The following is a 12,144-nucleotide window of genomic DNA, read 5'->3' as shown; positions in this document are numbered from 1 at the left end:
CCCGAATAAATTTTGAATGCTCTTATACCCTGTTTAGGGCGGTCGGTTGATTGGGAAAAGCTGACCTGTTTAAGTTGCACCGGAAAGCTGTTAATCGAAAACGGCGTCTCCCACAAAGGCGTTTACAAGGTATTCGAGAAGTGAACTGTTGCGACCCGAAATCAATCATTGAGGTTTAACGATGCTTACGCGCTCCATAAAAATGCAAAGAGCTTGGGTTCTATTGCTCGTCTTTACGCTTGGCGTTCCCTTTGCGGTGTTTGCCGATCACAAAAAACATTTCAAAGAAGGACAGAAAGCCGAAGCCGCGCGGCAATGGGACAAAGCCGCTCAAGAGTATGCTCTGGCCGCTTCTGAAAAACCCGATAGTTATGAATACGTCGCCTATTACAGCCGGGCGCTGGTGAATGCGGCGTTTCAGTTGGTTGAACGCGGCGATAAGCTTGCCGACCAGAAGGACTTTAACGCGGCTTATCAGGCATACCGTCAGGCTTATGCCTACGACCCGGGCAACGAACTCGCTTTGATCAAAGCCCGCCGGATGCTTGAAGCGCAAGGGCTACCGACCAACGATTTGCCAACAACAAATGACAAAGCCGGACCGCAATATAAACCTCAGGATGATGACAATCCCAACACCAAAGCATCCTATACCTCGAAAGTTGTTTTACCATCAGGCAAAAATACGGTCACCAGAGCGGTCAATGTGCCAACCACCGGCAGCCGGAAATTTCAACCGACCAATGTGATTTTGCGTGATGCCGGGCTTTTATCAACCATCGAACAAATCGCCCAGTCGATGAACCTGAACGTTATTTTCGATCAACAGGTTGCCGCGCAATATCGCAATCAACGCATCCAATCGCTTGAACTTCGCAATGTGACTTATCCGAAAGCGTTGGAAATGATTCTCAAGACCAACAATCTGATGTACTCGCAACAGGACACCCGCACCATCGTGGTTGCGATGGATGGTTTGCAATCGAGAATGAAATACGAGCCTTATGCGGTGCGCACGTTTTACATCAAATATGCAGACGTTGATCAGGTGAAAAACGCCCTGTCAAGCGCCCTGCAAACCAAATCTGCAACCCCGATCAAACAACTCAATGCTCTGGTGGTTCGCGATACCCCGGCAAACCTTGAAATGATCGAACGCATGATTTCTTCGCTCGATAAAGCCAAAGCCGAAGTGTTGATTGATGTGAGCATTTACGAAGTTTCGCGCAATGACCTGACGGCGTTTGGTAACCAATTTGGCAATGCAGATAAAAACGGCAATCAGATTCCTTTCTTCGGCGGATTTGGACAAAATGGCGATACACCTTTTAGACCGAATACCCATATCCTCTTAAACAGCAATGTTCTCGGTTTTGCGTTAGGACTTGCGCCCAGCCAAATCAGTTTCTTCCAGAGTCGCGGTAAAGCGAAACTCTTGGCGTCAACTCAGGTTCACATTCTCGACGGCGAACAACAAAGCATCAAAATTGGTCGAAGAATTCCGATTCAGACCGCCTCGCTGCCGTCTTACACTCAGCCCAATACCGGAAGAAACGGCACCAACGTAAACAATCTCGACAGCAGTTTCATCAATGCTTTCGGCGTCGGCATCCCGCAAATTCAATACGAGAACGTCGGTCTCAACATTGATATGAAGCCGCAGGTCTTCGAGGACGAAGTGCAGATGCAGATGAAGATTGAATCGTCTTCGGTGGATTCCAGCACCAGCACGTTGACGCCAATTTTCAGCCAGCGCCAGTTGTCATCCTTTGCGCGGGTGAAGGACGGGCAACCGACGTTGATTGCCGGGGTCAGTCAAAACGAAGAGAGCAAGACGGTCAAAGGCATACCGGTTATCGGATTGATTCCGATACTCGGACGATTCTTCTCAACGCCCGATACCAAGAATTCGCAAAACGATGTGGTCATTACCGTGACCCCGCACGTGTTGCGCCGCGCCGATATTAAAGAAGACGACCACTTTGCAATCAATTCCGGTTACGCGCAAGACCCGAGCGCGCAATTATCCATTCAACAAATCATCGATCTGGCGGATATGATTGACGCGCAACAATCACAGGTTGCGGGCAGTCCGACAACTCCGCAAATGCAACCGTCACAGCCCATCACCAATACGACTCCGGCATCGCAACAAGGCAACCTGAATCAACCCGGCGTCGTGGTTAGCCCGGTGAATAATGTTTCACCTAATCAACCGCCGGCGCTGAAACCCAATGTGCAGGCGAAACCGCTCGACAAAGTACCGCCAGCCAATGATAAAGGCGGCAATCTCAATGATGACGACGATGATGATGACGATGCGGATACGCCGCAAGCCGGACAAGCGGCAGGTTCAAGCGATCAGAGTCCCATTACGGTTACGGTGCGAAGCGCGGGAACCCTTGCCACCCGTGGGCAAGACCTCTATGTGGCAATCAACCTGAGCGGCAATTCAACAATTTCGTCGGCGAATCTGTCATTGAATTTCGACCCCAATATTTTGGAAGTAAAAAGCGTCCGCGATGGCGGGTTGTTGCGTTCGGGAAGCGGCACACCTGATATTCAATTCACCGCTGACAACGGGGTGTTGAATGTGCAGATGAGTCGGCAGGGCGCAACCGCAGGCGTACCGGCGCGCGGCATGCTGTTGCTGTTGATTTTTAATGTCAAAGGACAGGGACAATCCCCCTTACAGTTGAATGAAGCGCAAACCTTCATTCGCACAGGCAGCGGACAGGTGGCATCGTTGAAGTTCCAATCAACCCAGGTTGAAGTACGCTAAACAAATTGCGAATTGCGGATTGCGGATTGTTGATTTTGAATTTGATAAAGTGAATTTGAAGTTATGATGACGAAAGCAACAAATAGTTTTTTGAATTTGATTGTGAAAAATTTTTCCAGCAATCCACAATCTGCAATCCGCAATCCGCAATTGCAACAATCCGCAATCCGCAATCCGCAATCAAAGGGCTTCACCCTACTTGAACTCATCATCACCATCACGATTCTTTCGATTTTGACGAGCGTCACGATTCCGCTGGTTCGCAATTCCGTCAAACGTGAACGTGAAAGTGAATTGCGGTTGAATCTGCGACAATTGCGTCAGGCGATTGATGCCTACAAACGTTTTGCCGAACTTAACCGGAATGCCATTCCGATTGAGTGGAAGACCGATAGCTATTATCCGAAAAATCTGGAAATTCTCGTCGAAGGCTTCATCCCGGCAAATACGGTTGGCACAACCGGCAATCGCATACGCTTCTTGCGTCGTTTGCCGATTGACCCGATGACCGGCAAAGCCGAATGGGGCATGAAATCTTACAAAGATGAACCCGATTCGACCTCTTGGGGCGGCGAAGATGTTTTCGATGTTTATACGACAAGTGATGACACAGCATTAAACGGCACGAAGTATAAAGACTGGTAATTGGAATACCGCTTCGTTGGTCTGAGACCAGCATGCAACCTGGTCAGAAGCATAGTGCAATTTTCTGTTGAGCAAGCGGTCTTTGACCTCGCGCGCTTTCTTGAAATAAGTAAACGGACAATCGATGTATAGGTTATGAAGTTTTACGAAAAGATTAAAAATTTAGTAAGTCCACAAAAGCAACTACTGGCGACCGGCGACCGGCGACCGACTACCGGCGCATCCGGTTTTACCATGCTCGAATTGGTCATTGTGATGACGATTATCGTTATCCTCGCGGCAATCGGTGTGGTCAACTATCAGAAGTTGCAGATACACGCCCGCGAAACCGTCCTTAAACAAGACCTCCACGATATGCGCAAAGCCATAGACCAGTATGCTGCCGACAAAGAAGCCTTGCCGCAATCGCTCGAAGATTTGGTCAGCGCCGGTTATCTTCGCGAAGTTCCGATTGACCCGATAACCGGCGAAGCCGATTGGAAAGTTGAAACCGACGAAGACACCATTTCGCGAACCGGCGGCACCGGCGTCGTTGATGTTTTCAGTTCGGCAAGCGGCGAAAGTTCAGACGGCAAGGCTTATAGCGACTATTGATTGGTTTATAAATTTCTAAATTTCACTCCGAAAACATGGCATCAGCAATACAGAGATATTTTTTAGCGCCGAGAGTTCCGCACACGGCTGGCGGATTCGTTGATAACAATTTCGTGGTCGTGGATTTGCGCCGCGTGCGTCGGGGTTTTGGCATCGCTTCAAGCGCCGTGTCGCCAATACCTGAAGGTCTGGTGACCCCGAATTTTGATTTGACCAACATTCACGACCCCCACACGCTCGCTTCACTGATTGGACAAACCGCCGAAGCCGCGGGGCTGGCAAATAAAAAGCAGTGGAGTCTGGCGCTACCGGAAGGCGCAGCGCGTTCTTTGGTGGTCAACTTAGAGAGCAAACCCGCGAGCCGCAAAGAACTCAACGAAATCATGTCCTGGAAAATCGAACGGCTCATCGGCACGCCCGCTACAGAACTTTTCATCAGTCGGCAAAAACTGCATCAGGATAGCAAACAGGAACGTTACCTGGTTGCGGTCGCCCGTCACGCCGTGCTCAATGAATACGAAATTGTTTTCAATCAACTGGGCTGGCAGGTTGGACTGATGCTGCCGCGACATATGGGCGAAATTCAATGGTTGATGATGGATAAATCGCCGGGCGATAAAATGCTGGTTTCGGCTAACCGTTCGGGATTTACCGCTGTTGTTTTAAGTCATGGCGAACCCGTTCTGGTGCGCAATTATGTTTGCGAACCGGAATCACGCACCGACGATTTACACCGCTTTGCCCTCTATTACCGCGAAAAAATGGCAAGCTCGTCGGGAACCGCGCCCTATCTTGAAAGCGTTTTGGTTATCGGCAATATTGATTTAGGCGAAGCGCAAAACGCCATCAGCGATGCGCTGGAAAATCGCCCGCGCCTTGTGGACGTTTCGGAATTCGGTCTGGATTTGGAAGACGCGCCGGTCTGGTTCGACCATCTCGCAGGCGCAGCAGGTCTCGCCTCCCTTGCCTGGCAATAAGCAACTCAAGAATTCATCAATAAAATTGCGTGGCATTCCGTTCAACCGGCAAAAGCGAATTACTGCCGATAACGATTTGCGAATGAATGTGCGGCAAGCCCGATTGCTGACCGCACACAAAATGCGTTTGCTGTTTTTTCATCCTACGGGCTTTTGCGGTCTCGCTGCGCGATTGACACCGTGAAGATTCCTCTACCGCCGACCGCTGTTCTGATTTTCCTGAAACCTGCTTCGCGTACAAGTTCATCAAGTTCCCATTGCGTGCGACGCCGCATGACCCAAGGTTCGCCATTACGATTCGTCAATACGCGCGCAATCATCTCAATCTGAGGATGCCACGGCTGATTCGTATAGATGAGATAGCCGCCTTCTTCCATCGTTGAGGCGATTCCCCGAAGACATCGCCGCACCAATGCGTTATCTGCGAAAAGTTCAAATAATCCCGAAACAATTGCAATGTTCGGGTGCGGGTCGAGCGCAGCGTAAGATGCATCGTCGAAAGCGTCTGCCTTTTCAAAGGTAACCCCTTTTAAACCAAACTGCGCTGCAAGCGCGCGACCTGCCTCAATATTCTCATCCCTATAATCCCGCAATTTAGCCGTCATATTTTGAGCATCGAGTATTGCGAGAGTTTCGAGCACATACCGTCCTTGTCCAGTTGCGACATCGAGAATGTATATCTGCGTGCCCGATTCGCTCACTCGCTCGATAGACTCATGCAGCAATTTTTGAAGATTCGCTTTACGCTGACGAATGCCTACCCAGGCAGAATTGTTGAGGTAAAACCAGTCTATAAGGCGTCCGATGAGCAATGAGCCGCGTGCGCGATTTTCGTAGATATAATCGAGCGACTGGCCTGAATCGAACCCCATCTGCCAGCCGAGTCGAATCCCTTTGCTGAGCCTGCCGTAAGTCTTCATGAATGCGCGTTGCGTTGCGAACCAGAAACGCCGCAGCGAAAACCCAGGCAGCGGTCTTTGCAATCGTTCATATTCGTCGCGAGTAGTCGTCACCTCTGCATCGCTGCGTGGCACTTCCTGGCGGGCAAAGGAGGTATGAATGAAGCGATGGATTTCATCAAGGACAGATTGCCGATCCTTCTCATGCAGGATGTCGTGGTACATCCCAGCGAAGACGCGCATACGCTTTTCCTGTGAGCCGAGCCGGTCAAAAAACTGGCATTCGGCTGAAAGCGACACCACATAGTCTGCGCCGCCCGCAAGCATCAGTACAGGAGTTTGGATTGCGCCGGCATCGGCGATTAGACGCATTGCCGTATCGTGCAATCCAAGCAGAACGTTCACGGCAATCCTGCGCGAGATTAGTGGGTCGTTGTCGTAGCGGCGCGCTTCCTTTCGGTCATGCGTCAGCAAACGCCCTTTGACATAACTCGACACATACAAAGTGCGGCGTCGAATGAGCCTGTGCATCAGGCGCAGCATAAAACGCGCGAAGGGCACATAGAGTCTTACACGTAGCGCAGGCGTCACCATAATCATCGCGCGCACAGGCGGGGCATAGTCGTGAATCCAGGCGGCAACCATTACCGCGCTTACGCTGTGTCCAAGAACAATCATGTCTTCAAGTCGCTTCCCGTAGGTTTGCGAAATGTGCTGAACAAAATCGTCCATATCTTTCGCGAAGCGACCAAAACTCGGCGCATAACCGCGCGCGCCGAAAGAGTGTCCGTGACCACGTGCATCCCAGGCAAAGACATCAACATCGCCCAGTCGAAGGTCTCGCACAACATCTTCCAGCCGACCCGAATGCTCGTGCCCTCTGTGAAAAAGGATGAGCGATTTCGGTGTTGGTTGCCGTGAAATCCACGCCCGGTAGAACAATTCTGTGCCATCCGCAAGCGTCATTGAATGCTCGGTCGGCGTAATTTCGGAAATTGTGTCGGAGGGTGTCCGGGTATTGATCATCGATTGAACTCCTGTGAGATGGGTTGCGTCGCAGGCAACCAGTTTTCGGATGAGAGCGCGAGAACCGCGCTACGAAGGTCTGCGCAAACCCGGAGCGCACCGTCGTCCGTCTGCTCGATTCGCTCATAGGTGCGCGCTTCTCCGATGGTCAGTCGTATTCGCTCAGGACGAGGAATCCAGGCTCCTTTAGGTAAGGCTCTGCCTGTCCCATCAAGGTAGCAAGGCACGACTCGGTAAGCGGTGCCTGCAAGCAGCAAACCGACGCCGCGCCTGAACCTGCCAATGCGACCATCTATTGAGCGCGTGCCCTCCGGGAATATCAAGAAAATGTTGTTTGGTTTCGCGAGCATCTGTTGGCAGAGTTTCAACGTCTGCTTCCCCCTGGCGTCACGGTCAAACAACATCACATTCGCAATAATCGTAGTGAGGGCAAGACGCAAACGATTCGCACAAAAGTAATCGCGCGCCGCAAGCGGATAGGCTGAGTGCAGCGACCGCAATGGTAGCGCGGCAAGGAGCGCAACAGCGTCAAGATGGCTCGCGTGATTCGCCACCAGCACGAATGAACCATCGCGGGGAAGATGTTCGCGACCGACAATGTCGAAGCGGTTATAGAGTCTTAAAGCGATGCGAATCGCCACCGCTATGATGAGGCGTGCGGCATAGACAAGTGAGTCAGATTTTCGTCTACAGGTTTTGAGTCGCTCAACCAAGGAGCGATTGCTGTCTGTGACGATTGCATAGTTCCAATCCATCTGCTCATGCCTCCATTACCAGCCGTGTGTGTAGCGTGTGAAATGGAAAAAAAGCGGTGCGGTGTAGAGCAAACTGTCGATACGGTCAAGGATACCTCCGTGACCGCGAATGAGCGTCCCCATGTCCTTTATCCCAAGGTCGCGTTTAATAACACTGATTGAAAGATCGCCAAGGTGTCCGCCAATGCCAACGATTAAACCGGCGAGGACACATTCCAACATTGAGAAATCCGGTAACGCGAAGCGCACAGTGAGCGGGAACAACGCTGAGATGACGACTGCGCCAAACGCCCCTTCGCGGGTCTTTCCCGGGCTCACATTCGTGCAGAGCGGTCGGCGACCAAAAAGCTTGCCGCAGACGAATGCGGCAATATCATTGAGTTCAACGGCGAAGAGCAGATAGAGCAAATAGCCGTAAGGGTTGCGCGTATTGGTTAGAAATAGAATGTGTGCGAACATCCACCCGATATAGAGAAATCCGAAGAGCGATAGCGCAACGATCTTTAACTGCCCTTCGGGCTGGTTTCGCAAAATTGCCGCGAGCATCAGTGCTGCACATACCAAGACCGGCACAGTCATAAAAAGCCCGTACCAGCCGGAAGCGCCGGTTGCCGGGTCGCGCGCCAGAGCGGCAATTCCCAGACCGACAATCCCGGCAAGGCTAATTAATGTCATGACAAAGTCGCGATGCAGACCAGTTGCGCGAGCATATTCGGTGAACGCAAAGATAGCGATTATCGCGAAAAAACCGATTGCCACAACGCGCCCTGCCAGCAGACTCGCGCCAATGACCGGCACCATTGCAACCCAGCCGAGATAGGCATTCCAGGCTTGTGAGACATTTTTTGAGAAGCCAAACCTGAGAATAGCCAAACTCACCCCGCCACTCACGATGAGACTCGTCGTGAGAATCGCGAAGAAACGAAAGATGTCGCTTGCAAGTGCTGCTGATGGTGACATGGCGATTTCCACGAAGCCATCCTGTTTTAAAAAATCAACAGGAAAATTTCAGCCCCCAAACCTAAATACAATTTTTCCGGGTTCGCTTTGCACGCCGCAATGCGCTACCGGCGCGGTTTGCAATCGTCGCGATGAGCAACATCATCGTGAGAATTAACAGCCCGGTACTCCAAGCCTGTGACGCGACCCCAAGTCCAAGCGCGAAAGCGAGCGCACCAAATAGCACTGCACGGTCGCTCTTACCCATTGGACCTTCATTGCCTCGCGCCCCGCTAATCTGTAAAGCGACTAACCCCATCGCCTCGCTTACCAGTGCCAGACAGACGACAACAACCAGGAGGGGCGTCGACACTTCCGGCACAAGGGCAAGCGGGAGGTAGAGCATCATGTCCGATGCGAGGTCGCCGAATTCGTTGAGTACGACGCCAAGATTGCTTGCCAAACCGTGCTCACGCGCCAGTATGCCATCAATCGCATTAAGCGACAGGCGGATAAAGAGCGTCACCGGCATCAGGATTAACGGCCACGCAACTGCCGGTTGCCACACAATGAACGCCCCTTGAATTGAGGAAATCATCACCGCCGCAACGGTCACCTCATTGGCGGTGATGGAATGCCGCGCGAGCCAGCGAGCTGCGGGTCTCAGACAACTCTGAAAAGCAGGCTTGAGGTTGTAAACACTTGGCACACTATCCTCCGGCAGCGCCGAGATGGTTTCCGGCTGCCTGCCCGGAAAGCTTACAATAGTCGAGTAATCGGAGTATGGTGGGTTGTGACACTTTCTGAAGTGTCACAATCAGTTGTCGTCAGGTGCGAATCATCTAAAACCAAATCGTAAACTGTGTCGCTTTGCCCGGTTCGCTTACCAACGAAAAATCGAACCGGTGATTATCCAAAATTTCCTGCACCATCGTAAGTCCTATGCCTTGTCCATTCTCTTTGGTGCTGAAAAACGGCGTGAACAATTGTGATTGCACTTCGGGCGCAATGCCGCTTCCCGTATCTTCGATGGCAATGAACCAGCGACCGGCTGCCATGCCTGTGCGAATCGTAATAACGCCGCGCTCGCCAATCGCTTCCATCGCATTTTTCAAAACATTGACGAAAACCTGCTCCATCTGCGTGCGGTCAAGCGCAATGTCTGCTATCGGCGTTTGCATTTCCCAGTTCAATTTGATGTGGCGGCGCGCCAAATCTTCGCGCATAAAAACCGTGATGCCTTTTACCAGTTGGACGACATCGCACACGGCGCGATGCGGCTCGCTGAGCCGCACCACATCGGCGAAACTTTTCATAAAGCGGTTGAGTTGGTCGGTGCGCGAAATCACCACGCTTAACGCCGTTTCAAAATCTCTGCGGTCATCTTCCGCGAGTTGGTCTTTATAGAGCAAACAGGAATGCAGCAGCGAATTTGCCGAGCCTACCGAGTTATTGACTTCGTGGCTCATCAGGCGAATCAGTTTTTCATAAGCGGTCTTTTCCGATTGGCGCAATTCCTCTGTGAGTTCTTCCATTAAAATAAAATCGCGGGTAAACCCTCTATCCAGAAATTGCGACCGTTGACATTTGATGCGCCGCCTGCCGGTTAAATTCATCACCCGCGCTTCACCGATGCTCAATTCATCGAGTTCATCGGTAAACGGCGTCTGAATTTCATTGAGTTTTTTGCCCAGGAGATTCGCCGTCGCGGATTGCAACATCTGCTCAGCGCAAGGATTCACCATAGCGATGCGTTTATCGAAATCGAAAGTGATAATGCCTGAGGGCGAAGCCTTCATGATTTTATCGAGAAAATAATTCTGCTCCTGCAATTTGATGCGTTCATCGCGCAGGTGGTCAATCATGCGATTGTAGATGTGAATGAGTTGGTCGAGTTCTTTTTGCCCGACTTCGCGAAACCGCGCGGTAAAATCGCTGTCACTTAAAAATTGCGCGCCGGTATTGATGAGTTCGATGGTGCCAAAGAAATTTTTAATAATCGCAATGCCGATGAGCAGCGAAATCACAAAGACCGCTTCGACCGCCAAAAGCCAGATGCGATTTTGCAAAAGCAGATAAATCGCCACTCCGGCAAACAGCAGATGAATGATAATCAGATAAGCAATGAATTTGAGTCGCAAACTCATAAGAGAATAAGTAGGCAGTAGGCAGTAGGCAGTTAAAGGAAAAAGTTTCCAATGTTTTTGAAGTAAAGTAAATTCAAATAAAAAATATCTACACTCAAAAACTTATAGCTATAAATCATGAAGAGCTGCCTACTGCCTTCTGCCTTCTGCCTACTGAATTACAGATTGACCGATTTCATGAACGCTTCGGGGTAGCGCAATCCCTGAGCCGCGTCTTTCGGGAAGACCGCTTCAATCTCTGCCAAATCGGTTGCGGTCAATTTCACCTCCGAGGCAGCAATATTTTCTTCGAGGTATTGGCGGCGTTTGGTTCCCGGTATCGGCACAATATCGTCGCCTTGCGCCAGCACCCAGGCGAGCGCCAGTTGTGAAGCGGTGATGCCTTTGGCTTCGGCTAAGGCTTTTACGCGCTCGACGAGTTCAAGATTTTTCTGGAAATTTTCGCCTTGAAAGCGCGGCGAATAACGCCGGTAATCGGTAGCTTCGAGGTCATCGAAACGTTTAATTTGTCCGGTCAAAAATCCGCGTCCGAGCGGGCTGTAAGCCACAAAGCCGATGCCGAGTTGGCGCACGGTTTGCAAAATCTCTGCTTCGGGGTCGCGGCTCCACAATGAATACTCAGTCTGCAACGCGCTAATCGGATGCACGGCGTGCGCTCGACGAATGGTTTGCGGCGCGGCTTCTGAAAGTCCTAAATAGCGCACCTTGCCGGCGCTCACGAGTTCCGCCATCGCGCCAACGGTTTCTTCGATGGGTACTTTCGGGTCAACGCGGTGTTGATAATAGAGGTCAATGCAATCAATGCCGAGACGTTGCAGCGAAGCGTCGCACGCCGCGCGCACATATTCGGGGCGACCATTGATGCTGCGCACTGTATTGTTTTCGCCATCGCGCTGAATGCCGAATTTCGTCGCGATGATGACCTTGTCGCGACGGTCGGCAATGGTTTTACCGACCAGCACTTCATTGGTGTAAGGCCCGTACATATCAGAGGTGTCAAAAAAATTCAGTCCCAGTTCAATGGCACGCTGAATCGTCGCAATCGATTCGTTCTCATCGAGGCTGCCATAAAATTCCGACATCCCCATACAACCCAACCCCTGTTCGGAAACCACAAGCCCCTGTGTGCCCAATTTTCTCTGTTGCATATTGCTTGCTCCTTTTTGGTGGTGAAATATAGAAGTGATTATACAAGCGCGGAAAATCGCTGCCACCCTTGTCACAGGCTTTTTCGCGCTCAGGCAATATTATTTACCAATGGTTCGGACAAAACTAAGCGGCAATAACCGCATAATTTCGTAACGAATCGTATTCAGGATGATTTTTTATCAAACTTGGCTCCAGAGCTAACTTTGAAATAATCATCTCCAGAAACTGTTC

11 protein-coding genes are annotated in these 12,144 nt (G+C 51.0%); 4 read left to right on the top strand and 7 right to left on the bottom strand.

Annotation, left to right across the window (positions count from 1 at the left end; genetic code table 11):
- Positions 1-202 precede the first annotated feature (202 nt).
- From AB1757_22925 to AB1757_22910, 4 genes are all read left to right on the top strand, one after another.
- Positions 203-2,782 carry a secretin N-terminal domain-containing protein gene (locus AB1757_22925; GenBank protein MEW6129906.1) on the top strand — a complete coding sequence of 860 codons (2,580 nt, stop codon included), beginning with the start codon at positions 203-205 and terminating at the stop codon, positions 2,780-2,782.
- Between the two features lie 63 nt (positions 2,783-2,845).
- Positions 2,846-3,427, top strand: a complete 582-nt coding sequence (locus AB1757_22920) for a prepilin-type N-terminal cleavage/methylation domain-containing protein (GenBank protein ID MEW6129905.1) — start codon at positions 2,846-2,848, stop codon at positions 3,425-3,427.
- A gap of 135 nt (positions 3,428-3,562) precedes the next feature.
- A complete protein-coding gene (locus tag AB1757_22915) occupies positions 3,563-4,021 on the top strand; it encodes a type II secretion system protein (protein ID MEW6129904.1) in 459 nt (152 codons plus the stop codon).
- 35 nt (positions 4,022-4,056) lie between these two features.
- Positions 4,057-4,998 carry a hypothetical protein gene (locus AB1757_22910; protein ID MEW6129903.1) on the top strand — a complete coding sequence of 314 codons (942 nt, stop codon included), beginning with the start codon at positions 4,057-4,059 and terminating at the stop codon, positions 4,996-4,998.
- Positions 4,999-5,014: 16 nt separating this feature from the next.
- Here the strand turns inward: AB1757_22910 and AB1757_22905 are convergent, their stop codons facing one another.
- The 7 genes from AB1757_22905 to AB1757_22875 form a co-directional block, all read right to left on the bottom strand.
- Complete coding sequence (locus AB1757_22905; GenBank protein ID MEW6129902.1) at positions 5,015-5,140, bottom strand: hypothetical protein; 126 nt, start codon at positions 5,138-5,140, stop codon at positions 5,015-5,017.
- Between the two features lies 1 nt (position 5,141).
- Positions 5,142-6,923 (bottom strand): bifunctional alpha/beta hydrolase/class I SAM-dependent methyltransferase, encoded by a 1,782-nt coding sequence (locus AB1757_22900; GenBank protein ID MEW6129901.1) that lies wholly within the window; start codon positions 6,921-6,923, stop codon positions 5,142-5,144.
- Positions 6,920-7,678: a lysophospholipid acyltransferase family protein gene (locus tag AB1757_22895; GenBank protein ID MEW6129900.1), complete on the bottom strand. Its 759-nt coding sequence runs from the start codon at positions 7,676-7,678 to the stop codon at positions 6,920-6,922. The genes AB1757_22900 and AB1757_22895 overlap by 4 nt, the downstream gene beginning before the upstream one ends.
- Positions 7,679-7,693: 15 nt before the next feature.
- On the bottom strand, positions 7,694-8,638 hold the full coding sequence (locus tag AB1757_22890) for a phosphatidate cytidylyltransferase (GenBank protein ID MEW6129899.1): 945 nt from the start codon (positions 8,636-8,638) through the stop codon (positions 7,694-7,696).
- Positions 8,639-8,699: 61 nt separating this feature from the next.
- The gene (locus tag AB1757_22885; GenBank protein MEW6129898.1) at positions 8,700-9,326 is read right to left on the bottom strand and encodes a CDP-alcohol phosphatidyltransferase family protein; all 627 of its coding nucleotides are present in this window, start codon (positions 9,324-9,326) and stop codon (positions 8,700-8,702) included.
- 133 nt (positions 9,327-9,459) lie between these two features.
- Positions 9,460-10,764, bottom strand: coding sequence for an ATP-binding protein (locus AB1757_22880; GenBank protein ID MEW6129897.1), 1,305 nt, complete (start codon positions 10,762-10,764; stop codon positions 9,460-9,462).
- A gap of 158 nt (positions 10,765-10,922) precedes the next feature.
- Complete coding sequence (locus AB1757_22875) at positions 10,923-11,912, bottom strand: aldo/keto reductase (protein ID MEW6129896.1); 990 nt, start codon at positions 11,910-11,912, stop codon at positions 10,923-10,925.
- Positions 11,913-12,144: the final 232 nt, after the last annotated feature.

The organism is Acidobacteriota bacterium, from assembly GCA_040754075.1.
In the GTDB taxonomy this organism is placed as follows: Bacteria; Acidobacteriota; Blastocatellia; order UBA7656; family UBA7656; genus JBFMDH01.
Note: the sequence above shows the minus strand (reverse complement) of the source record. Positions and strands in the feature narration are given on the sequence as shown.